Here is a 20,935-nt window from a genome sequence, read left to right as displayed (position 1 = left end):
AACGCCATTCTCCAGTTACAGGCCAACACGATGAAGACACGTATCGAATCAGACAGCATGGGCAACATCGAAGTCCCGGCAGATCGCTACTGGGGCGCCCAGACCCAGCGCTCGCTGCAGCATTTTGCGATCGGCGAAGAGCGCATGCCGCTCCCGGTCGTGCATGCCCTGGCACTGATCAAGAAGGCCGCCGCCCTGACCAACGGCGAGCTCGGCAATCTGGACAGCGCCCTCGTGGAACTCATCACCCGGGCCGCGGATGAGGTGTTGACCGGCCATCTCGACGAACACTTCCCTCTCGCGGTATGGCAGACCGGCAGCGGCACCCAGAGCAACATGAACGTCAACGAGGTACTGGCCAACCGTGCCAACGAACTGGCCGGCCAGCCCCTGGGGGGCAAGACGCCGGTACATCCCAATGACCACGTCAACCGTTCACAGAGTTCCAACGATACCTTCCCCAGCGCCATGCATGTAGCGGCGGTAATTCAGGTAGACCAGCAATTGTTGCCCGCCGTCAGCGAACTGCGCGACAGCCTCGAGGCGCAGGCTCGTCGCCACGCGCAGCTGATCAAGATCGGTCGTACCCACCTGATGGACGCCACCCCGGTGACCTTCGGCCAGGAGCTGTCCGCCTTTGTCGCCCAGCTGGACATGGGCATCGCCGCGCTGCGCCAGGCGCTGCCGGCGGTCTGCGCCCTGGCCCAGGGCGGTACAGCGGTGGGAACCGGCCTCAACACCCCCGCCGGTTTTGCCGAACGGCTGGCGGATAAGCTCAGGACGCTGACCGGCCTGCCCTTCACCTCGGCGAGCAACAAGTTCGCCGCGCTCAGTGGGCATGAGCCGCTGGTCCAGCTGCATGGAGCCTGTCGTCAACTGGCAGTCACCCTGATGAAGCTGGCCAATGACCTGCGCCTGCTCGGCAGCGGCCCGCGCGCCGGACTGGCTGAAGTGCGCCTGCCGGCCAACGAGCCGGGCAGCTCGATCATGCCGGGCAAGGTCAATCCCACCCAGTGCGAGGCCCTGTCGATGATCGCCTGTCAGGTGCTGGGCAATGATGTCAGCCTGGGGGTGGCCGCCAGCCAGGGCCAGCTGCAGCTGAATGTGTACAAGCCGGTCATCATACATACCCTGCTGCAGTCCGTGCGGCTGCTGGCCGATGGTTGCCGGAGCTTCCGCGAGCACTGCGTGCAGGGGCTGCAGCCCGATGCCCAACGCATGCGTGAACACTTGGACAACAGTCTGATGCTGGTGACGGCCCTGAATCCGGTCATCGGCTACGACCGGGCGGCGGAGATCGCCAAGAAGGCCTATGCCGAGGGACTGTCCCTGCGCGAGGCAGCCCTGGCGCTGGGCTATCTGGATGCGGCCAGCTTCGATCAGGCGGTGCGTCCCGAATCCATGCTCGGCAACCCGGACCCGCTCAGCGATTGACCCCTTGCCGCAGGCGCCGGGTCCGCCACTGATGCAGCAGCGCCGGCGCCAGGGCGATGAGCGCCGAGCCCGACACCACCAGCAGGGCCCCCAGATAGGCCAGGCTGTTGAGCAGCTCGGGCTGGATAACGGTAGGCCAGAGTGCGGAGCCCAGGCCAACCAGGGCGAAGGTGAACAATGGCGTGGTGGCCACGGTGGCGCCAACCCGGGAGGCTTCCCAGTGCACCAGTGCTTCGGCAAAGGCGCCGTAGGCCACCAGGGTGTTCAGGCAGCAGCCCAGCAGCATCCACAACTGCAGCGCGTCGAGCTCCAGGATCTGGCTGGGTGTCACCAGCGGCAGCATCAGTACCGCGCAGGCCAGATAGATCACCAGCATGATGCTGACCGACGACCAGACGGTCAGCAGCTGCTTCTGGGCCAGCCCGTACAACGCCCAGGCGAAGGCCGCCGCCAGGGTAATGAGAATGCCGAGGGTGTAGTCGGTGAGCTGGGTGAAGAGCTCCTCCAGCCGCTGATTGAAGAACAGCACGAAGCCCAGCAGCAGTATTGCCAGACCCGCCAGTTGCCCGATACCGAAGCGCTCTCCGAATACCAGCATGCTGCCGAACATCAGCATGATGGGCGCCAACTGGATCATCAGCTGCATGGTGCCGGGGGTCAGGCGATCCAGCCCCTGAACATAAAGCACATAGTTGCAGCCCAGCCCCAGCACCGCGACCGCCAGCAACCAGCGGTTTGCCGGGGACAGCGACCGCAGGGATGGCAGCTGGCCACGGACGCCGAGCCAGATCAGCAGCACCACCCCCGAGGACAGCATGCGATACCAGGAGACAGTCGCTGCATCCATGCCCTGCAGCACCTGCTTGAGCATGATCGGCAGCACGCCCCAGAGCAGAGTGGTGGTCAACGCCAACAGGAATCCGTACAACCAGCGACCGGATGTGACATGCATGGGGATTTCTCGATTCGAAGAGGAAAGGCAGCGTCCATTGTAAGGTCCGGGGCAAGGACTTAACAGCCGCGGAAGTATCAGTCGCTTCGCGACAAGCGCCTTCGGCCATGTAGCCAAATGGTCTAAAAGACGCTCGCCGGCTTCTGGAATAGTATGAAAAGCGGGCGATACTACAAATGGACGTTGTGAGGAAAACGCGCACAACGGATATTCGGACCCATGCTCGCCGCCTGCGGATTGACTGGATTCGTCCGTACCGGGCCTGCGATCAGAACAATAAAAGGTGTGTCCATGAAATATTCCATTCAGGCGAAATTGCCGAGCGTTGCGCTGATCTTTCTGGCGACCTGGTTGCTGCTGATCCTGCCCAATATGGGCTGAGGCTTTTCCGGTTACAATGGCGCGCCCCAGTGTGCGCCGGAGTAACCGTGAATACGCCCCCCTTTGCCCAGCTGAGCTGGTCGGAAGACGGTCAGCCCTTTTCCACCCGCTTCGATGATGTGTACTTCTCCCGGGAGTCCGGGCTGGCGGAAACCCGCCATGTGTTCCTGCAGCACAATGATCTGTCCCGACGCTGGCGCGCCCTGCCCCCCGGAACCCGATTCTGCATCGGTGAAACCGGCTTCGGTACCGGCCTGAACTTTCTCTGCGCCTGGCAACTCTGGGACGAGCTGGCACCGGCGGATGCCCGGCTGCATTTCGTCAGCTGCGAAAAATATCCCCTCCGCCGCGAGGATCTGCAGCGTGCCCTGGCCCTCTGGACGGAGCTGACTCCCTGGGCCGATCAGCTGCTGGCCCAGTACAGCGACCTGGCGCCCGGCTGGCAGCACTTCAATCTGGCAGATGGACGGGTCACCCTGACCCTGCTGATCGGCGACGTCCTGGATACCCTGCCCCAGCTGGATGCCCGGGTCGATGCCTGGTTCCTGGACGGGTTCGCTCCAGCCAGGAACCCGGACATGTGGCAGCCGGCACTCTACGCCCAGCTTGCCCGGCTGTCCGCCCCGTCTGCCACCCTGGCCACCTTCACCAGTGTCGGCGAGGTCCGCCGCGGCCTGCAGGCGGTCGGCTTCGAGATGCGCAAGGTCAAGGGTTACGGGCGCAAGCGGGAAATGCTCTGCGGCACCCTGGCCGGCGCCGGCGCTGCTGCCTGGAGCGCCCCCTGGCTGGCCCGACCCGAGTCGCCGGCCGGCGAGCGCAGCGCGCTGATCGTAGGCGCTGGACTGGCCGGCTGCGCTACCGCCCTGGCCCTGGCACGACGCGGCTGGCAGGTGACCCTGATAGAACGGCATGACCGGGCCGCGGCCGAAGCCTCCGGCAATACTCAGGGCATTCTCTACTGCAAGCTCTCGGCCCATCAGACGCCCCTGTCACGCTACGTTCAGGCCAGCTATGCCTTCGGCCTGCGCCTGCTGCATCAGATCCTGCCGCAGGGCCAGGACAGCTGGCAGGCCTGCGGCGTACTGCAGCTGTGCACCGATGACCGGGAGCGTCAACGGCAGCTGGCCCTTGCCGAACAGGGTTATCCGGAGAGCTTCCTGTGTGCGGTGGATGCCGACCAGGCCAGCACGCTGGCGGGCGTGGCAGTAAATCGACCGGGGCTGTTCTTCCCCGGCGCCGGCTGGGTGCATCCACCGAGTCTGTGCCGGGCCATGCTGCAGCACGGCAACATTCGTCTGCTCACCCGCAGCGAAGCCATGTCTCTGCAACACCGGGACGGCGAATGGCAGGCACTGGATGATAAGGGGCGGTCACTGGCCCGGGCCAGCGTCGCCGTTATCTGCTCGGCCAACGACAGCCAGCGCTTTGCCCAGACCGCCGAACTGCCACTCAAGCCCATCCGCGGCCAGGTCACCCAGTTGCCGGCCACCAGCAGCAGCAAGACGCTGAAGACGGTGCTCTGCGCCGAAGGCTATATCTCGCCGGCGCGTCATGACGAACACCATGTGGGTGCCAGCTTCCGTTTCGATCGCCTGGATACTGAGCCGAGCAGCGAGGAGAACCACAGCAACCTGCAGCTGATCGGCCAGCTGTCGCCCGAGCTTGCCGGACACCTGCAGCTCGAGACGCTGGACGCCGACCGGTTGCCGGCACGCGCCGCCCTGCGCTGCACTTCACCGGACTACCTGCCACTGATAGGCCCGGTGGTGGATGCCCAGGCCTTCCGCGAGCGCTACGCAGAGCTGGCCAAGGATGCCTCGCGCCAGCCGACCGCGCCGGCCCCCTGGTATCCGGGGCTCTACATCAACGCCGGTCACGGCTCGCGAGGCATGATCAGCTGCCCGCTGAGTGGCGAGCTGATCGCCGCCTGGCTGAACGACGAGCCACTGCCCCTGCCCGCAGATGTGGTGGCAGCGGTACATCCGACGCGTTTCATGCTGCGTCGGCTGATCCGGGGCCGCTGAACTCAGGCCAGCAGATTGGTGATCCCGTCGTACAGCAGCTTGCAGCCGGTGAAGAACAGGAAGACGTAGCACAGTTGGTAGATCAGTTCCTGATTGGTGCGCTGCAGCATCCAGAACCCCAGACGAATGCCGATCGGGGCCAGCGGCAGCAGCACCAGGGCAGTCAGCAGGTTGCTGGTGTCGAACAGCCCCAGCTGGATGTAGAAGGGAATCTTGGCGAAGTTGACCACGGCGAAGAAGACCGCGATGGTGCCCATCAACAGGGTCTTGTCCAGCTTCTGCGGCAGCAGATAGACGTTGATTGGCGGCCCGCCCGCGTGGATGCTGAAGCTGGTAAAACCGGCGATGGTACCCCAGAAGCCGCCGCGCCAGCGGCTTACTCCCCGGGTCGGCGGCTCGCCCCGACGCAGCCAGATATTCAGGGTGAAGACCAGCGCGATAATGCCGATCATCAGTTGGATATGCGCCTCGCTCATCCAGCGAAAGCCCACCCAGGCCAGCACCGTGCCGACCAGCGCCGCCGGCACTATGATGCGCAGATTCGGCAGACTCCAGCGCCCGCGGAAGGTCCGCAGTGCCACCAGGTCCATGGTGCAGAGTATCGGCAGCAGTATCGCCGCCGCCTGCTGGGGCGGCATGACCAGGGTCATCAGCGGCACCGAAAGTATGGCGATATTGCCGCCGAAACCACCCTTGGCTATGCCGTAGAGCAGCACGGCGGGGATGGCGCAGAGATAGAACAGAGGATCAGTTAGCATGGGCACCGCAAAGGCATGGAAAAGCCGACAGTGTATCATTGACGCGTAGCCCCGCCCGTGGGTTCCCCCTGTTCAGTCCGTCATCCGGGAAGTAGACACCATGCTGATACCCCACACCCTGCTCGACCCCGATACCCTGCAGCGCCTGCTGGAGGACTTCGTCACCCGCGACGGCACCGACAACGGTTACGAGGCCACCCTGCAGCAGCGGGTCGAGCGCCTGCGCCGGCAGATCGAACGCAGCGAAGTGCTGATCGTATTCCATCCCGAGACCGGTGATACCAGCCTCGCCCACCGCCGGGATGTTCCGCCGGAACTGCTGCGCGAACTGCGGGAAACGCTCTGAGTCCCACCTGCTACCGGGTGACGCACCCGGACCGAGATGCTTGGAGTACGGCGGACAAGGGACTAATATAGATGGCCTTATACCCACGCGGGTCCGATGAGGTAAATGATGAAACTGCGTTCTCCCCTGATTCTTGTCGCCCTGCTGGGCTTCGCCACACTGGTATCGGCAGAAAGCGTCGAGACCACTGACACACCGCCCTATGTCTGCACCCCGGAAGAAGCCCTGAAGAAGGCGGAAGAAACCGCCATCACCATCAATGAGATTGCCGCCGGGGATGCCGCCAAGGCAGAACGCCTGCACAATCAGCTGATCGAGCTGCAACAGCGCGATCCGACCCGCAGTGATCATGGAGCCTGCGAAGCCTACGACCGCGTGATCAAGGAACTGAGGGAGAAAAACCCCAGCTGACCAGCTGGGGTTCCGTTTGCAGATCTGAGCGGTGATGCCCGTCCGGGCCACCGCCGTTTCACCTGATCAGTCGATCCGGGTGCGCCCGGCCAGGGCATGGGCCAGGGTGCCGCCATCAATGAATTCGAGCTCACCGCCCAGGGGCACCCCATGGGCTATCCGCGATACGCTGATACCCAGCGGCTTGAGCAGCCCGGCGACATAGTGTGCAGTGGCCTCACCCTCGACCGTAGGGTTGGTCGCCAGAATCACCTCCGCCACGTCACTGCCCTGCACCCGCTCCAGCAGCGCCGGCACGCCTATCTCTTCGGGGCCGAGGCCGTCGATCGGCGACAGGTGCCCCTTGAGCACAAAGTAGCGCCCGCGGAAACTGCCGGCCATCTCCACCGCCCAGACATCCGCCGGGCTCTGCAGCACGCACAGCAGACTGTCATCCCGACGCGGATCACGGCACAGCTCGCAGATCTCGGTCTCGCTCAGGGTGCGGCAGCGCGAGCAGTAACCCACCCCATCCATCGCCGCTTCCAGTGCATGGGCCAGCTGCCGCCCCGCCTCGCGGTTGCGTTCAAGCAGGTGCAGCGCCATGCGTTGTGCGGTTTTGGGACCTACCCCGGGCAGGCCCCTCAGGGCGTCGATCAACTGACGGATCAGCGGGCTGAAACTCATTGCTCGGTCGGCCTGCTCAGAAGGGCATCTTGAAGCCGTCAGGCAGGTTCAGTCCGGCGGTCATGCCGGCCATCTTCTCCTGACTGTTCTTCTCCACCTTGCGCACGGCGTCGTTGACCGCTGCAGCAATCAGGTCCTCGAGCACTTCCTTGTCCTCGGTCAGCAGGCTTTCATCGATGGTGACCCGGCGCACGTCGTGGCGACCGGTCATCACCACTGACACCAGGCCGGCGCCGGACTGGCCGGTGACTTCCGCGTTGGCCAGTTCTTCCTGCATCTTCTGCATCTTTTCCTGCATCTGTTGGGCCTGCTTCATCAGGCCAGCCATGCCGCCTTTCATCATGTCGGTATCCTCGGTATGGATTTGATTACGCGTCTATCGGGCGAATACTGTCAGGGTAGACCTGCGCAGAGAAATCGGTGATCAGGGCCTGTACCAGCGGGTCGGCCTGGATGCTCTCCTCGGCCTGCCGCTGGCGCGCCGCCCGACGGCGTGCCGCTGCCACCGCGGGGGTTTCCTGATCGGGTGCCTTTACCAGCACCTCAAGGGTGAGCGGACGCCCTTCCAGCTCGACAAGGGCATTCTGCAGCCGCAGACGATGGTTCTCGTTGTACAGGGCGCTGTGACCGGGGTCCAGGTGCAGGCGCCAGTGATCCCCTTCGACGGCGACCAGCTGGCAATGCGCGGCAATGCTCTGGGTCAGGCCCGCCACGCCGAGATCCGGGTAGATATCCAGCCAGCGGGCTGCCAGCCCGGTGGCAGGGGGCAGATCGCTGGTTTCATCCGCTGTATCGGCCACAGGGGCTGCGGGCTCTGCCGGCTCCCAGCCATCCATGTACTGGCTGACATCAACGTCCTGGTCTTCGCTCTCGGCCTCGAAGTCGTCATCCGGCGGCGCCTCCTGCAACCAGGCGGGAGGCTCCTCGGATTGGCCAGACTGCTGTATGCCCGACCGGGCTTCGCCAGGCGCCGGCACGTCGGTGACCGTGGCTGCATCAACGCAAGCCTCGGTGATCGCTGGCGCCGCGACAACAGCAGGGGCAGCCACCGGTTGTGCTGCTGGCCGCTGTGTATCGGAATCAGGCCTGGCCTGGCTGACTCCCGTCGACTTTCCCGACACCGGTTCCGGATCGGGCTGCGGCGGGGGGGCCGGGGTTGCCGCCTGGGCGCGCGCTACCGCAGATGCCTGCCGGGACAGCTCCGTCGCCGGAGCAGTCGGCCCGGTATGGGTCAGGGTGCCGGGGCGGAACGCCAGCATGCGCAGCAGCGCCATCTCGAAGCCGCCACGGGGGTCCGGTGCCAACGGCAGATCCCGACGGCCGTGCAACGCCAGCTGATAGAACAGCTGAACGTCCTCGGCACTGACGCGGCCCGCCAGCTCGAGTACCCGCTGCTGATCGCCCAGGCTGTTGTCCGCCGCCTCGGGCAGAACCTGGGCCACGGCAACACGCTGCAGGGTGGTGATGAGTTCGGCCAGCACGCCGGCGAAGTCCGCGCCCTGCTCCGCCAGCTCGGCCACTGCGGCCAGCAGCCCGGGGGCATCATTGGCTACCAGGGCGTTGAGCAGATCGAATACCTGCCCCTGATCGATGGTCCCGAGCATGGCGCGCACTTCTGCCGCCCGCAGCTGGCCGTTACCGAAGGCGATGGCCTGATCGGTCAGGCTCAGGCCATCACGCATGGAGCCGTCAGCGGCCCGGCCGAGCAGCCACAGGGACTCCTCGTCGAAGGGTACCTGTTCTTCGGCCAGCACATGGCGCAGATGTTCGACCACCCGTTCGGGCAGCATGTTCTTCAGGGAAAACTGCAGACAGCGCGACAGAATGGTGACCGGCAGCTTCTGCGGGTCCGTGGTGGCCAGCAGGAACTTCACGTGTGCCGGCGGCTCCTCCAGGGTCTTGAGCAGGGCATTGAAGCTGTGCCCGGAGAGCATGTGCACTTCGTCGATGAGGTAGACCTTGAAACGACCGCGGGACGGCGCGTACTGCACGTTGTCCAGCAGCTCGCGGGTGTCCTCGACCTTGGTACGGCTCGCGGCGTCGACCTCGATCAGGTCAACGAAGCGCCCCTCGTCGATTTCCCGGCAGGCCGAGCAGACCCCGCATGGCTCGGAACTGACCCCCGCCTCGCAGTTCAGGCACTTGGCCAGAATCCGCGCTATGGTGGTCTTGCCCACCCCACGGGTACCGGTAAACAGATAGGCATGGTGCAGCCGGTTGTGGTCCAGGGCATTGATCAACGCCTGCAACACGTGGGTCTGGCCGACCATTTCACGGAACAGGCGCGGACGCCATTTGCGGGCTAGTACCTGGTAACTCATCGTATGGGCTGCTATCCGGTGTCAACTATAGGCGGCTACTGTACCTTAAAGGGCCCGGTGAAGGCGAGATGCACGCCACCGGGCCCCGGCCCGCTCAGTCCTGCTGGTAGTCGTTGAAGATCAGCGATATGCGGTGACCCGAGGAGGCCCAGTTGGGCACGTTCAGTATCTGCTGATTGGCCGTGTCGCCGCGGGGCGAGCTGACAATCGAGATGGTGCCATCCGGCGGCTCAGCGGCGGGCATGTAGACATCCACACCCCACTGGAACGGCTGGTCCGGGAAGTACGGCAGCGGCTCGCCACTGGTCAGCAGCGGTGTGGCCTCATCATCATGCACATGGATGCCGATATTGGCGCTGCCCATGGCACTGCTGATGATATCCACGGCGGCCTGATCGCCGGAGGCGCTGGTGGTGGAGATTTCCAGCACATCATTGTCCGCACCCCGGTCGCCCCACCATTCCATGTCCCGACTGATGACCAGCGCGGCATGGTCATCGCTGACATGGGTATTGAGCTCGATCTCGGACCCCGCCGGCGAGGTATTGAGCCGCACCAGATGACTGTCACGGATCAGCGGCTGGCGGTAGAAGTGATGATCGGCCCTGCCCGGGCGCAGCAGCAGGAATTCATAGTGCGCCTCCGGGTCGAGACGGACCGGTCCCCAGCGACCGTCGGTGCCTATATTGAAGTTGGCCAGCGAACTGTCTCCGAGCCGCTCCCCGGTATCCGCATCCACTTCCCAGATCTGCAGCTCAGTACCGGCGGCACCGCTGTTGGCCGGGAAGTACACCGCCCGTCCGGAAATATTCGCATCACCGCGGGCGGGCAGAATGCGCACGCGCTCGGGCTCGACCCCGGTGAAGAATTCGAACTGGGCAGCGAAGGAGGCTTCCGATGTTGCCACCTGAACGTGGGTCTCATCCGGGAAGTAGGCATTGTTGGAGCCCAGGCGCCGCTCCTCGCTGACAAAGATGCCCATGCAGTTGGAGTTACCGGGGCAGTTCTCGCCGGTGGCGCCATCAATGGCGACATAGCCGGCGACCTTGGCGGCGCGCGCGGGATCAGTCAGGTAGTAGCCACATACCGCAGTACCGAGCGAGTGACAGGCGAGATAGACCTGGTCAGCGTCCAGATCACTCAGCACCTGGTCGATGAAGGCGTCCAGATCCGGACTCAGTTCACCGGTCAGCGCCCACGTCACCTCGCCGATACCTGCAGTGCTGTACTCGAAGGCCAGAACGTGATCGTCAGGATAACCGTTGCTGGAAAAGCGCATGGCCTGGGTCTGGTACTGGGATGCCGAGCCGGCGGTACCATGCACGAAGATCAATGGCAGAACCCGCTCCTCGGGTATGTCCGGCATGGACGGCCCAGGCAGCAGTCCACTCCCCGAACTGGAGCCGGAACCACTCAGGCAGCCGGCCAGCAGCGTTGCCATGCCAAGACCCAGAACGAGTCCGGCGCCACGCAGGTATGCGGTACTTCTCATGAAAATGTCCTCTTCTTGTTGTTATTTGGCTGGAGTATTCCAGCAGGATGATTCTGGATGCTGAAGCACCATTGTGCAAACAGCAGAAATGTATCATCACAACCGAAAGACGCAGAATGCTCTGTGACCGGCTGGGCGCCGGGCAGAATCCGAAGAAAGGGGTGACCAATGCAAAACAACAGAGGGGGGGGAACAAGGGTGGCAACCCTGCCAGCCACACCCCGGCACACGACGGTACCGCTACGGCTGCTCCCTTCCGGGCCTGACCGGGTTCACGGCGAATCGTTGCGAGGGGACCGACAGGGTCGCCATAACGAACCCGACTGATGCGGGCCGCGCTATTGTAACGGCTTGCCCGTAACTTACAAGCCGATTCTTCTTATGTAACCAAACCGGCAGGTGCGGGATCTGCAATCACGCGGCCGACGAGCGCTGGCCGTCCGACGCCGGTATAATCTCCCGGCACCACCTGCCAGAGGCCTTTCATGCGACCTGAAGATCTGCAACTGCTGGTTACCCGCCAGATGCCCTTCGGCAAATACAAGGGCCGGCTGATCGCCGACCTGCCCGGCCACTATCTGAACTGGTTTGCTCGGGAGGGCTTTCCTGCCGGCGAGACAGGTCGACTGCTGCAGCTGATGCAGGAGATAGATCACAACGGTCTGTCAGCCCTGCTGGAGCCATTGCGCCGGCCGCCTCGGATTCGCCCCCAACAGCCGTAACAGTGCCGTCAGGACGGCCCAACGACCACTCAGAGCTCAGCCCCCATGGATGTAATGAACACCCTTTTCGTAATCTGCGCCGGACTGCTGTCCATCAGCATTCTGGCCAGTTCCATGTCTTCCCGGCTGGGAATCCCTCTGCTCCTGCTTTTTCTGGTGGTGGGCATGCTCGCCGGTGAGGAAGGCCCGGGTGGGATCGCCTTCGATAACGTCGACACCGTCTATGTCCTCGGCAGCCTGGCGCTGGCGATCATCCTGCTGGACGGGGGTATGCGCACCCGGGCCGAGAACTTCAAGGTGGCACTCTGGCCGTCGCTGACCTTGGCCAGCTTCGGCGTGCTCATCAGCGCCTTGCTAGCCGGTCTGTTCGCGGCCTGGTTGCTGGATCTGCACTGGTTGGAAGGTCTGCTTCTGGGGTCCATTGTCGGCTCCACCGACGCTGCTGCGGTATTCTCCCTGCTGCAGGGCAAGGGGCTGAATCTCAAGCGCCGGGTCAGTGCCACCCTGGAGATGGAGTCGGCCTCCAACGACCCCATGGCAATCTTCCTTACCATCACCCTGGTGGAGATGCTTGCCGACGGCCAGACCGCCTTCAGCTGGTCGTTTCTCGGTCTTCTGGTTCAGCAGTTCGGCATCGGCGGCCTGTGTGGTCTGGGCGGCGGTCTGGCCATCGTCTGGCTGGTCAACCGCATGACCCTGGAGGGCGGCCTGTATCCGCTGCTGATCACCAGCGGCGCAGTGCTGGTATTCGCTCTGACCAACATCCTCGGCGGCAGCGGCTTTCTGGCGATCTTCGTAACCGGCCTGGTGCTGGGCAACAAGCGCCTGCGTAGCCTGCAGAACATCCTTCACATGCAGGACGGCATGGCCTGGCTGAGCCAGATCGGTCTGTTCCTGATGCTCGGGCTGCTGGTCAGCCCTTCGGCCATGCTGGAGGTGGCAGTGCCGGCACTGGCGGTGGCGGTGTTCCTCATACTGGTGGCGCGGCCGGTGGCGGTTCTGGTGTGCCTGGCGCCCTTCCGGTTCTCCACCATGGAGCGGCTGTTCATCAGCTGGGTGGGGTTGCGTGGAGCCGTCCCGGTGATGCTGGCGATCTTTCCGCTGGTAGCCGGGCTGGAACAGGCCCAGCTGCTGTTCAACGTCGCCTTCATCGTGGTGTTGCTGTCTCTTCTGCTGCAAGGCGCCAGCCTGCCGCTGGCCGCCCGGCTGTGCAAGGTGGAAATACCTCCGACCCCCGAACCGCTGTATCGCACCAGTCTGGACGTCATTGTGGAAAGCGACTATGAACTCATGGTCTACCAGCTGTCCCAAACCAACTGGTGCGTGGGGACCCAGCTGCGCTCGCTGAAGATGCCGCCTGATACCCGTATCGCAGCAGTGTTCCGCCAGCGAAAACTGCTTCACCCCTCCGGCAGCACCCGACTGGAGCTCAATGATGTTCTCTGTGTAGTCGGACGTGGTCGGGATCTGCCGGCGCTGTCACGCCTGTTCAGCACCACCTCCACCCGGCAGCACCTGAACAACCGTCAGTTCTTCGGCGACTTCATTCTGGACGGCGGCGCCCGGATAAGGGATGTGGCCCAGGTGTATAATTTCGAGCTGCCCGAGGATATGGCCGAGATGAGCCTGGCGGAACTCTTCGTAAGACAGTTCGATGGCTTCCCCGATATCGGTGACAGCATCGTCTGGCATGGGCTGACCTGGGTAGTGGCCGAGATGGAGGACGGCTGGATCCAGAAGATCGGCCTGAAGCTGACCCGCCAGGCTGAAAATTAGCTTTCCCTGCAGCGCCCCTGCACAGCCGGAGCAACCGACATGATGAACATCAGCCAGGCAGCGACGACCACCGGTCTGACACCGAGAATGATCCGGCATTACGAAAAGATAGGACTGCTGCGCAGCACCCGTCGTACCGCGTCGGGCTACCGCCTGTTTGACGAGCAGGATATCCATACCCTGCGCTTCATCCAGCGCGCACGCAGCCTGGGGTTTTCCATTGAGCAGATAGGTCAGCTGCTGGCGCTGTGGCAGGATCGAGGGCGCAGCAGCGCCGTAGTCAAACAGCTGGCCCGCCAGCACCTGCAGGAGCTGGAGGAGAAGATCGCCGGCCTGCAGGCCATGCACGCCAGCCTGGCGGAGCTGGCCAGCTGCTGTCTGGGCGATGACCGCCCGGACTGTCCGATTCTCGAACGGCTGGCCGATGACCAGCCGCTGCCGGACGGCTCGCTCAGGTCTGATTGAGGCGCCTGTTCCAGGGCATGCGCTGCAGCAACAGGGCCATGCCGCAGAATCCGCTGATACCCGCAAAGATCAGCCCGGCGCCGACGAATCCCGACAACAGAAACAACCAGGGCGACAGGGCGTAGCCCAGCAGCACGCCCAGCAGCACCAGGCTGCCGGCGGCGATCATCACCTGCCGCTGCAGCTCCAGCGGCTGCGCCGGGTCCTTTTCCACTTCCAGACCCTCCGCCTTCCAGGCATCAATGCCCCCTTCGAGCATGTACGCCTCACAGCTGACGCAGCCGGCCAATCGGGCCTCGTTCATGCGGGTGCGCTGACCGCCCCGGCAGTGGAAGATGACGGCCTTGCTGCCGACCAGCTCGGTGCCGGCAGCATTCAGCTGATCGAGCGAAAGGTGTCGCGCACCACGGATATGCTCCCGGGCATACTCATCCGCACCGCGGATATCCACCAGTACAGCCCCGGCGTCCAGCAATTGCCTGGCCGCCTGCGGCGAAACGGATTTCAGAGACATCAACATTCCCTCCTGTAGTGTCAGGGGCAGAACATCTCCTTGAGGGTACCCAGCAAGCGTTCGACCCTCGGGTCGGCGATGCGATAGTACAGCGTCTGGGACTCGCGCCGGAAAGCCACCAGCCCCTCTTCCCGCATGCGCGCAAGGTGCTGGGACAGGGCCGACTGGCTCAGTGGTATGCGCTGCAGCAACTCCCCTACGGTCAGCTCACCGTGGGCGACCAGCAGGCACAGCACCAGCAGGCGGTGCTCATTACCCACCGCCTTGAGCAGTGCTGCGGCACGCGCTGCCCCTTCAGCGAACTGCTCGATGTCCTCTGCACTCAATGACATGATCTGCTTCTCAATAAACTAAATTAGAATAATCTAATGTTAAGGAAAATCAAAGCCCTGCCGGAGCCCTGGAGTCCGGGGATAGTCTACCCCAGGGCCGGGAAAGTTCAGCGCAGAAAGTTGAACAGACTCAGATTGCTGGTCTTGACGAAGGTCTGCTGGGCCGCCTGAAGCACTATGCTCTGCATGCTCAGTCGACTCAGGGCCTCGGCATAATCCAGATCCTTCAGTCCTGATTGCACCTGGGTGTTGATCAGTGTGGCCTCGTCGTTCTCCAGCTGGGTCGACTCGATCACGTTGAGACGGGCACCGAGGCTGGTGCGCACGCCATCGACCTGCCCTATGGCGTTGTCGATGTTCTGCAGGCTGAACGACAGTGCAACGGCCAACCGCTGCCTGTCGGTGCCGGCGTCCCCCGGGTTCTCCAGCACCTGGCGTAGCTGGCGCACGGTATCGAGCACACCCTGCTTTTCCCGATGGCCGACAGTGAAATGATCATCGGCGGCGAGGTCTCCACTCAAGGTGACCGTCATGCCGGCATAGCTGATGTCATAATTCCCGTCGGCGTTGGGCTCCAGCGCCAGTCTGAGCGGGTTGCCGTCAGCATCGGTGTAGTCCGGGACAGGATCGCCATTGTCGTCCAGAACCGGGCTTCCGTCCGCATTGGTAATCGAATACTTGTCGATAACCGGGTTGGTCTCTGCATCTTCCGGAAGGGATGGATCTGTTGCTTCCCGATGGATGGTTACCCGGAAGCCCGCACCCGGGTACAGGGCCGCCTCATCCACCACCCCGGCCTGAGCGATATAGCCCTCCCGGGAACTCGCCGCCATCTCCAGGCGGGAGGCATTGGGCACGTCAACAAACAGCTCCTTGCCATTATCATTGATAGCCACCATCCTGGAGCTGCCGATCTGGATCGACCGCTGCCCCTCGTCGCCCTGATAGCGATAGCTGCCATCGGCCTGACGTTCAAAGGGCCTGGCGTCACTCTTGAACCCGCCGAACAGATACTCCCCGCGCGCGTTCTGGCTGTTCAGCAAGCCATAGAGTTCATCTTCCCGTTCCGCCAGCTCCTGGGCCAGCGCCTGTCGGCCGCCGGCATCCAGCGCGCCATTACCCGCGCTCAGGGCAATTTCCCGCACCCGCTGCAGGATATTGTTCACCGAATTCAGCACCGCTTCCTGCTGGGTGAGGCTGTTGGTCGCTGCCGTGAGGTTGTCCTTGTACTGACTCAGTTTGCTGGCTTCCTGATCCAGTTGCAGCAGGCGCACGGAAGCCACCGGGTCGTCCGCCGGACTCAGCAGCCGCTTGCCGGAGCTGATCTGCTCCTGGGTACGCATGGCCGCGGAATAGTTATCCTGAATGCCGCGCACACTGGTGTTGAATGCCTGAATGGTAGAAATACGCATGCCGGTCTATCCCCTTCAGCGCATGGTGCTGATCAATGTATCGAACACGGTGCGCGCAACTTGAATTATCTGTGCGGAGGCGTTGTAGTACTGCTCGAACTGGATCAGGTTGGCTGCCTCTTCGTCCAGATTCACTGCCGATATCGAGTTGCGCTGATTGGTCGCCTGCACCAGCATGGCCTGATTGGCCTCGGCTTCGGTACGGGACTGGGCGGTCAGTGTCGCTACCCGCTGAACCAGATCACCGTAGCCATCCAGCAGGGAGAAGCCGCGAGCCCCGTCGGCCTGCCCCAGAACCTGGCGACTCTGGAGTTCGGACATCAGCAAGGCGTTGCGATTGTCCGCCACGCCCCCCTCGTTGAAGCTGACGGCAAAACTGTCCCCGTCCAGCGGTCTGCCGGAAATGCTCATGCTGAAGCTGTAACCGTCTATGCTCCACTGCAGCTCGGCGGTCGCGCCTGCCTCCAGACTCCATGCCCCGGGATTGGCCGGGTCGGTCGGGTTCAGTATTTCAATGGTCCGCGGCGGAGTTGCCGTACTTTCGATGCTCAGGGTGCCGTTGACGTAGGTCAGGGTCACGCCCATCGCCTGCAACGCCTGCAGGTCCATGGGCTCGGGCCCGCTGTTGAGCACCGGCTGGGTCATGCTGCCGGTGCCCCGGTTCTGCAGATCGGCCTCCACTGCCACAGGTCCCGCAAAGGCCAGCTGACGCGGATCCGTCATTACCACCGACAGGCTGCCCGCTGCGTGGCGTGTCGGGGTCAGCAGATACCGGTCGCCCTCGATATAGCTACCGTTGCTCTGGCTCAGATCCAGTCCGTCGAAGGCCGGGTAACCGGGCGCACTCTCATCCGTCACGCTCAGATCGAAGGGCCCCAGCATCTGACCGTCACTGACCCGGCGCACCCTGAACTCCGTGTCACCGATGAAGGTCAGTTCATAATCCGAGGTCTGCAGCTGGCTGGTGTCGCCGATGTGCACCGTCAAGGGGTCGGTGGACTGGTTTCCATCCCGCCCGCGGCTGCGCGGCTCCACCAGCGCATCGGCATTGATGTCATTGAACAGCCCGCGGCCAAGCTCGCTGTTGAGGTCCAGCCCCTTGCCCAGCTGCTGATTGAACTCGCTGGCCAATGCCAGCGACATCCGCCCCAGGGCGTTCTGCGCCATGTCCAGCACGTCCCGGCGATAGCTCAGCAGCCCGCCCAGCTCCCCGCCACTCAGCAGGCTGGTCACATTCTGGGCGGTATGCCCGCTGACCACATGCAGTTCGAGCCGCGAGGGATCATCCAGCCCCGGCAAGGTCTGCAGGCTGGATGCTTCCTTGCCGATGACCAGGGGCTGACCGGAACCGATGAACAGATTGACGCTGTGGTCATCCTGGGGCACCACATTGACGCCGACATAGCTGCTCAGCTCGCGGATCGCTTCATCCCGGGCATCCAGCAGGTCATTGGGCATGGCGCCGTTGGCAGCTGCCTTGGCAATCGCGTCGTTGTAGCCGGCCACGGAACTGGCCAGGCGGGTGACCTGCTGCGCTATCGAGGTCAACTCTTCGTTGATGAAGCGGTTCTGGGCCGACAGCTGATCCTGGGCCGAGTTGAAGCGCCCGGCCAGCCCCTGCGCCTCGGACAGGAACAGCTGGCGAGCAGGCAGGCTGGCGGGATCTTCGATGGCGGTCTGCAGGGCATAGAAGTAGTTCTTCATGGCATCGGTGATGCCCGATGCGGTACTCGAGAGGGTGTTGTTCAGTGCCTCGATCTGGGCGTTGTAGGCCTGGTTCGCCGCTGCCGCCGAGGTGGTGGTGCGTACCTGGTTGGTCAGGAACTGGTTGTAGATACGCTGGATATCCACCACCTTGGTGCCGCTGCCCAGATAGCCCGCGCCGGTGAAGGCGGCGGGACTGGTGGTCTGAACAGCGGTCTGCCGGGTGTAGCCCGGCGTGTTGACATTGGTGATGTTCTGGCCGGTGACCGACAGGTTGGTCTGGGCTGCGCGCAGCCCGCTCAGGCCGATTTTGAACAGGTCTGCCATGACTTACACCCTACCCTGGTTGTCCGGCGCCTGGCTGGCGGCTGCAATGTTCTGGCCGATCAGCTTGCGGGCGATCTGCGATACCTTGCTGGCGTAGCGAGGGTCGGTGGCGTAACCGGCCGCCTGCAGCTCACGGAAGAAAGTATCGCCATTGTCCGTGCGTTGCAGCGCCCGGGAATAACGACCGTTGCGATGCAGGAAGTCCACATAGTCGTTGAAGCTCTCCTCGTAGGAGGCGTAACTGCGGAACTCGGCCCGCTCCTTGCGCTGCACCCCGTCACGGTATTCGGTGGTCAGCACCTCGGCCGAGTCGCCCTGCCACTGGCCGTGACTCTTGATGCCGAACAGGTTGTAGCTGGTGCTGCCATCACCGTTGCGGATGATGGACTTGCCCCAACCGGTTTCCAGCGCGGCCTGGGCCACCAGGTAATGCGGGTCCACGCCCAGTCGCGAGGCGGCCTTCTCCGCCATTGGCAGCATGGCCGCGGCGAATTCCTCCGGACTGTTGAAGCGGGTCGGCGCAGCGGCTTGCGCCGCCTGGCTGCGCTCGGCGGCGCGCAGGCCGCGCAGGGGCTGCCAGCTGGCCGAGGGCTCGGTGCGGGTCGCCGGAGCCGCGTCGCGGGCAGCAGCTGCCGGAGCCTCGGCTGTACTGCTGCCACCCAGGGCAGCCTCGCCATGACCCAGACGAATGGCCAGACGGCGGCGCGCCAGCAGGGCGGACTGGTCCGCACGCTCACCGGCATCGCTGCCCGACGCCACCGCGCCGACCGCCGGGGCCGGACGGGCCTGGCTCGGCTGCAACTGACGCAGCATCACGTCCGCCAGACCCATACCCTGTTTTTCCGCCAGGTGTACCGCCATCTGATTGTCGTACATGTCCTGATAGAAGCGGGTCTGGGGACTGTTCAGCGGGTTACCCTCGGCGAACACCTGGTTGGCGTCACGCATGCTCTTGAGCATGACATTGAGGAACAGCGACTCGAACTGGCGGGCTACCCGCTCCATGTTCTCGGGACTGTCGGCCTGACTGCCGGCCTTCATCTGGGCCATGGCGTTGAGGTCGGTGTAGCTGAGACTCGGACCGTTCATGTCAGTACTCCTCAGATCACTATCAGGTCGGCATTCAGCGCACCGGCCTGCTTGAGCGCTTCGAGGATGGCCATCAGATCGCCGGGGGCGGCCCCTACCTGGTTGACCGCACGCACGATCTCATCCAGCGATACTCCCGGGTTGAACACGAACATGCGACCGTCCCCTTCCTCGATACTGACCTGGGAACTGGGCGTCACCACGGTCTGGCCACCACTGAAGGGCTCGGGCTGGCTGACCTGATAGTTCTCGCTGATGGTCACGGTCAGCCCGCCATGGGTCACTGCCGCCGGCTGTACCCGCACGTCCTGGCCGATGACGATGGTGCCGGTACGGGAATTGATGACGACCCGCGCCGCCGCGGTGCCCTGCTCTATCTGCAGATTCTCGACCATGGACAGGTAGTCGACCCTCTGGTTGGGATCCAGCGGCGCGCGCACGCGAATGGAACCGGCGTTCAGCGCCTGGGCCACATCCGGCCCGAAGGTACTGTTGATCTGGTCCACCACCCGCTTGGCCGTGGTGAAGTCCGGCCGGTTCAGGTTGAATACCAGATGGTCGCCACTGGCGAAGGGGTTGGCCACCGCACGTTCCACGGTGGCACCATTGGGAATCCGCCCGACGCTGGGCACGTTGACCGTGATGCGCGAGCCGTCAGCCCCTTCGGCACCGAAGCCGCCGACCACCAGATTGCCCTGGGCAATGGCGTAGACCTGACCATCGATGCCCTTGAGCGGCGTCATCAGCAGGCTGCCACCGCGCAGGCTCTTGGCGTTACCGATGGAGGACACGGTAATGTCGATGGTCTGCCCGGGACTGGCGAAGGGTGGCAGCTCGGCGTGGATGGCCACCGCTGCCACATTCTTCATCTGGATGCGGGTCCCCGGCGGCACCGTGATGCCGAACTCGGTGAGCATGTTGTTGAAGGTCTGCACGGTGAACGGCGTCTGCGTGGTCTGATCACCGGACCCATCCAGACCGACCACCAGGCCGTAGCCGATCAGCTGGTTGCTGCGGATACCGGCGATGCTGGCGATATCCTTCAGGCGTTCGGCCTGCGCCCACGGACTTACCAGGGCCAGGCAGAGACAGATCAGCAATGTGCGCATGGATGACTCCTGGATCCTAGAAAGGCCACACCGGGCTCATGAAGAACTGGCTCAGCCAGCCGGGCTTGCTGGCGTTGGCAAAGGCCCCGGTGCCCGAGTAGGTGATGCGCGCGTCGGCAATCCGGGTCGAGAGCACCGAGTTGTCCGGGCCCACATCCTCGGGGCGGATCAGGCCGGCGAGGCGGATCAGCTCGTCACCGTTGTTCAGCGTGATCCATTTCTCGCCGCGTACTGCCAACAGGCCATTGGGCAGCACATCGGCCACGGTCACCGTGATGGAGCCGGTCAGGCTGTTGCTCTGGTTCGCATCGGCCTCGCCATTGAAGCCACGTTCACCGCCGAACTCGACACCGGTGTTGATGCCGGCGATGCCCGCGCGTCCGAACAGCATGGGATTGGCAATGCTGGTATTGCTGCCCTTGCTGATCTCGTTCTCGGCCTTCTTCTGCGCCGCCATGCGCTCGGTCAGCACCACGGTGATGACATCGCCCACCCGGTTGGCCTTGCGGTCCTCATAGAGGTTGCGCTCGAAGCCGGCCTGATAGATAGCGCCGTTGTTCAGCTCCTGGGGAATCGGCGTGCGTGGCATCACCGGCGCATAAGCCGGATCGTCCGGCTTGGGCGGGGTCTGCACGCAGGCGGCCAGGGTCGACAGGCTCAACAGCATCAGGGTGGCACGCAGGGCTTTCATTCTCATCTA

At 63.8% G+C, this 20,935-nt stretch carries 20 protein-coding genes and 1 other RNA gene; 7 read left to right on the top strand and 14 right to left on the bottom strand.

Features of this window, described 5'->3' with window-relative positions; all coding sequences use genetic code 11:
- Window positions 1-30: 30 nt before the first annotated feature.
- Entirely contained in the window at window positions 31-1,434 is a 1,404-nt protein-coding gene (gene fumC / locus VF673_RS01085) for a class II fumarate hydratase (RefSeq protein ID WP_440290580.1), read from the top strand.
- On the opposite strand, the gene VF673_RS01080 is transcribed toward fumC, so the two are convergent.
- Window positions 1,424-2,386 carry a DMT family transporter gene (locus VF673_RS01080; protein ID WP_440290579.1) on the bottom strand — a complete coding sequence of 321 codons (963 nt, stop codon included), beginning with the start codon at window positions 2,384-2,386 and terminating at the stop codon, window positions 1,424-1,426. The genes fumC and VF673_RS01080 overlap by 11 nt on opposite strands.
- Window positions 2,387-2,814: 428 nt before the next feature.
- Between VF673_RS01080 and mnmC the strand changes: the two genes are divergently transcribed.
- Window positions 2,815-4,791, top strand: a complete 1,977-nt coding sequence (mnmC, locus tag VF673_RS01075; RefSeq protein ID WP_440290578.1) for a bifunctional tRNA (5-methylaminomethyl-2-thiouridine)(34)-methyltransferase MnmD/FAD-dependent 5-carboxymethylaminomethyl-2-thiouridine(34) oxidoreductase MnmC — start codon at window positions 2,815-2,817, stop codon at window positions 4,789-4,791.
- A gap of 2 nt (window positions 4,792-4,793) precedes the next feature.
- On the opposite strand, the gene VF673_RS01070 is transcribed toward mnmC, so the two are convergent.
- Window positions 4,794-5,549, bottom strand: a complete 756-nt coding sequence (locus VF673_RS01070; RefSeq protein WP_090537865.1) for a sulfite exporter TauE/SafE family protein — start codon at window positions 5,547-5,549, stop codon at window positions 4,794-4,796.
- Between the two features lie 100 nt (window positions 5,550-5,649).
- Here VF673_RS01070 and VF673_RS01065 point away from each other — a divergent pair, with 100 nt between their 5' ends.
- Both VF673_RS01065 and VF673_RS01060 read left to right on the top strand, forming a co-directional pair.
- A complete protein-coding gene (locus VF673_RS01065) occupies window positions 5,650-5,895 on the top strand; it encodes a YheU family protein (RefSeq protein ID WP_273123200.1) in 246 nt (81 codons plus the stop codon).
- Between the two features lie 108 nt (window positions 5,896-6,003).
- The gene (locus VF673_RS01060; protein WP_273123203.1) at window positions 6,004-6,306 is read left to right on the top strand and encodes a hypothetical protein; all 303 of its coding nucleotides are present in this window, start codon (window positions 6,004-6,006) and stop codon (window positions 6,304-6,306) included.
- Between the two features lie 66 nt (window positions 6,307-6,372).
- Here the strand turns inward: VF673_RS01060 and recR are convergent, their stop codons facing one another.
- The 5 genes from recR to ffs all read right to left on the bottom strand — a co-directional run bounded on the left by recR (window position 6,373) and on the right by ffs (window position 11,087).
- On the bottom strand, window positions 6,373-6,972 hold the full coding sequence (gene recR, locus VF673_RS01055; protein WP_440290577.1) for a recombination mediator RecR: 600 nt from the start codon (window positions 6,970-6,972) through the stop codon (window positions 6,373-6,375).
- A gap of 16 nt (window positions 6,973-6,988) precedes the next feature.
- Window positions 6,989-7,315, bottom strand: coding sequence for a YbaB/EbfC family nucleoid-associated protein (locus VF673_RS01050; protein ID WP_090537872.1), 327 nt, complete (start codon window positions 7,313-7,315; stop codon window positions 6,989-6,991).
- A gap of 25 nt (window positions 7,316-7,340) precedes the next feature.
- Window positions 7,341-9,293: a DNA polymerase III subunit gamma/tau gene (gene dnaX, locus VF673_RS01045; protein WP_440290576.1), complete on the bottom strand. Its 1,953-nt coding sequence runs from the start codon at window positions 9,291-9,293 to the stop codon at window positions 7,341-7,343.
- 94 nt (window positions 9,294-9,387) lie between these two features.
- Window positions 9,388-10,785: an alpha/beta fold hydrolase gene (locus VF673_RS01040; RefSeq protein ID WP_440290575.1), complete on the bottom strand. Its 1,398-nt coding sequence runs from the start codon at window positions 10,783-10,785 to the stop codon at window positions 9,388-9,390.
- A 205-nt stretch (window positions 10,786-10,990) separates the two neighbouring features.
- Window positions 10,991-11,087: signal recognition particle sRNA small type (gene ffs / locus VF673_RS01035), an RNA gene on the bottom strand.
- Between the two features lie 183 nt (window positions 11,088-11,270).
- Here ffs and VF673_RS01030 point away from each other — a divergent pair.
- The 3 genes from VF673_RS01030 to cueR are packed head-to-tail and all read left to right on the top strand — an operon-like array spanning window position 11,271 to window position 13,748.
- The gene (locus VF673_RS01030; protein WP_440290574.1) at window positions 11,271-11,507 is read left to right on the top strand and encodes a DUF3820 family protein; all 237 of its coding nucleotides are present in this window, start codon (window positions 11,271-11,273) and stop codon (window positions 11,505-11,507) included.
- Between the two features lie 45 nt (window positions 11,508-11,552).
- Complete coding sequence (locus VF673_RS01025; RefSeq protein ID WP_440290573.1) at window positions 11,553-13,283, top strand: potassium/proton antiporter; 1,731 nt, start codon at window positions 11,553-11,555, stop codon at window positions 13,281-13,283.
- A gap of 42 nt (window positions 13,284-13,325) precedes the next feature.
- Window positions 13,326-13,748 (top strand): Cu(I)-responsive transcriptional regulator, encoded by a 423-nt coding sequence (gene cueR, locus VF673_RS01020; protein WP_440290879.1) that lies wholly within the window; start codon window positions 13,326-13,328, stop codon window positions 13,746-13,748.
- Here cueR and VF673_RS01015 read toward each other — a convergent pair.
- From VF673_RS01015 to flgH, 7 genes are all read right to left on the bottom strand, one after another.
- Window positions 13,735-14,262 (bottom strand): rhodanese family protein, encoded by a 528-nt coding sequence (locus VF673_RS01015; RefSeq protein ID WP_440290572.1) that lies wholly within the window; start codon window positions 14,260-14,262, stop codon window positions 13,735-13,737. The genes cueR and VF673_RS01015 overlap by 14 nt on opposite strands.
- A gap of 20 nt (window positions 14,263-14,282) precedes the next feature.
- A complete protein-coding gene (locus VF673_RS01010; protein ID WP_090537885.1) occupies window positions 14,283-14,594 on the bottom strand; it encodes an ArsR/SmtB family transcription factor in 312 nt (103 codons plus the stop codon).
- Between the two features lie 107 nt (window positions 14,595-14,701).
- Entirely contained in the window at window positions 14,702-16,006 is a 1,305-nt protein-coding gene (flgL, locus tag VF673_RS01005; RefSeq protein ID WP_440290571.1) for a flagellar hook-associated protein FlgL, read from the bottom strand.
- A 15-nt stretch (window positions 16,007-16,021) separates the two neighbouring features.
- Window positions 16,022-18,037, bottom strand: a complete 2,016-nt coding sequence (flgK, locus tag VF673_RS01000) for a flagellar hook-associated protein FlgK (protein WP_440290570.1) — start codon at window positions 18,035-18,037, stop codon at window positions 16,022-16,024.
- 3 nt (window positions 18,038-18,040) lie between these two features.
- Window positions 18,041-19,126 carry a flagellar assembly peptidoglycan hydrolase FlgJ gene (gene flgJ, locus VF673_RS00995; RefSeq protein ID WP_440290569.1) on the bottom strand — a complete coding sequence of 362 codons (1,086 nt, stop codon included), beginning with the start codon at window positions 19,124-19,126 and terminating at the stop codon, window positions 18,041-18,043.
- Window positions 19,127-19,137: 11 nt separating this feature from the next.
- The gene (locus VF673_RS00990) at window positions 19,138-20,235 is read right to left on the bottom strand and encodes a flagellar basal body P-ring protein FlgI (protein WP_090537893.1); all 1,098 of its coding nucleotides are present in this window, start codon (window positions 20,233-20,235) and stop codon (window positions 19,138-19,140) included.
- 16 nt (window positions 20,236-20,251) lie between these two features.
- Window positions 20,252-20,926: a flagellar basal body L-ring protein FlgH gene (gene flgH / locus VF673_RS00985; RefSeq protein WP_440290568.1), complete on the bottom strand. Its 675-nt coding sequence runs from the start codon at window positions 20,924-20,926 to the stop codon at window positions 20,252-20,254.
- Window positions 20,927-20,935: the final 9 nt, after the last annotated feature.

This window comes from Halopseudomonas sp. Lyrl_26, assembly GCF_051948695.1.
GTDB classification, from domain to species: domain Bacteria; phylum Pseudomonadota; class Gammaproteobacteria; order Pseudomonadales; family Pseudomonadaceae; genus Halopseudomonas; species Halopseudomonas formosensis.
This window is presented reverse-complemented; position numbering and strand designations above follow the sequence as displayed.

What these genes read in the sequence shown, in the direction of transcription:
- fumC (WP_440290580.1), top strand. Translation starts at nt 31, where the DNA reads ATGAAGACACGTATCGAATCAGACAGCATGGGCAACATCGAAGTCCCG.
- cueR (WP_440290879.1), top strand. Translation starts at nt 13,326, where the DNA reads ATGAACATCAGCCAGGCAGCGACGACCACCGGTCTGACACCGAGAATG.
- flgH (WP_440290568.1), bottom strand. Translation starts at nt 20,926, where the DNA reads ATGAAAGCCCTGCGTGCCACCCTGATGCTGTTGAGCCTGTCGACCCTG.
- recR (WP_440290577.1), bottom strand. Translation starts at nt 6,972, where the DNA reads ATGAGTTTCAGCCCGCTGATCCGTCAGTTGATCGACGCCCTGAGGGGC.
- VF673_RS01030 (WP_440290574.1), top strand. Translation starts at nt 11,271, where the DNA reads ATGCGACCTGAAGATCTGCAACTGCTGGTTACCCGCCAGATGCCCTTC.
- VF673_RS01010 (WP_090537885.1), bottom strand. Translation starts at nt 14,594, where the DNA reads ATGTCATTGAGTGCAGAGGACATCGAGCAGTTCGCTGAAGGGGCAGCG.
- VF673_RS01015 (WP_440290572.1), bottom strand. Translation starts at nt 14,262, where the DNA reads ATGTCTCTGAAATCCGTTTCGCCGCAGGCGGCCAGGCAATTGCTGGAC.
- VF673_RS01070 (WP_090537865.1), bottom strand. Translation starts at nt 5,549, where the DNA reads ATGCTAACTGATCCTCTGTTCTATCTCTGCGCCATCCCCGCCGTGCTG.
- VF673_RS01060 (WP_273123203.1), top strand. Translation starts at nt 6,004, where the DNA reads ATGAAACTGCGTTCTCCCCTGATTCTTGTCGCCCTGCTGGGCTTCGCC.
- VF673_RS00990 (WP_090537893.1), bottom strand. Translation starts at nt 20,235, where the DNA reads ATGCGCACATTGCTGATCTGTCTCTGCCTGGCCCTGGTAAGTCCGTGG.
- VF673_RS01025 (WP_440290573.1), top strand. Translation starts at nt 11,553, where the DNA reads ATGGATGTAATGAACACCCTTTTCGTAATCTGCGCCGGACTGCTGTCC.
- VF673_RS01080 (WP_440290579.1), bottom strand. Translation starts at nt 2,386, where the DNA reads ATGCATGTCACATCCGGTCGCTGGTTGTACGGATTCCTGTTGGCGTTG.
- VF673_RS01065 (WP_273123200.1), top strand. Translation starts at nt 5,650, where the DNA reads ATGCTGATACCCCACACCCTGCTCGACCCCGATACCCTGCAGCGCCTG.
- VF673_RS01050 (WP_090537872.1), bottom strand. Translation starts at nt 7,315, where the DNA reads ATGATGAAAGGCGGCATGGCTGGCCTGATGAAGCAGGCCCAACAGATG.
- flgL (WP_440290571.1), bottom strand. Translation starts at nt 16,006, where the DNA reads ATGCGTATTTCTACCATTCAGGCATTCAACACCAGTGTGCGCGGCATT.
- flgK (WP_440290570.1), bottom strand. Translation starts at nt 18,037, where the DNA reads ATGGCAGACCTGTTCAAAATCGGCCTGAGCGGGCTGCGCGCAGCCCAG.
- VF673_RS01040 (WP_440290575.1), bottom strand. Translation starts at nt 10,785, where the DNA reads ATGAGAAGTACCGCATACCTGCGTGGCGCCGGACTCGTTCTGGGTCTT.
- flgJ (WP_440290569.1), bottom strand. Translation starts at nt 19,126, where the DNA reads ATGAACGGTCCGAGTCTCAGCTACACCGACCTCAACGCCATGGCCCAG.
- dnaX (WP_440290576.1), bottom strand. Translation starts at nt 9,293, where the DNA reads ATGAGTTACCAGGTACTAGCCCGCAAATGGCGTCCGCGCCTGTTCCGT.